Here is a 255-nt window from a genome sequence, read left to right on the forward strand (position 1 = left end):
CGGAACAAGCTTTACGCCTTGCATGCGCCGGAAGTCGAATGTCTGGCCAAAGGCAAGGCCCGCACGCCGTACGAATTCGGCGTCAAGGTGTCGATCACGACGACCCACAAGGAAGGGCTAGTGATCGGGGCGCGCTCGATGCCGGGCAATCCGTACGACGGCCATACGTTGGCCGAGGCGCTGGAGCAGGCGGCGATCCTGAGTGACGTGAAGCCGGAAGTGGCCGTTGTCGATCGCGGCTACAAGGGTGTCATC

At 62.7% G+C, this 255-nt stretch carries 1 protein-coding gene; it reads left to right on the top strand.

Going from position 1 to position 255, the window contains the following annotated elements; translation table 11 throughout:
- Nucleotides 1-255 (top strand): transposase (locus AB4Y34_RS42395; RefSeq protein WP_368719369.1); only part of this gene is annotated, 255 nt, incomplete at both ends.

This window comes from Paraburkholderia sp. BR10954 (assembly GCF_040965775.1).
Classification (GTDB): domain Bacteria; phylum Pseudomonadota; class Gammaproteobacteria; order Burkholderiales; family Burkholderiaceae; genus Paraburkholderia; species Paraburkholderia youngii.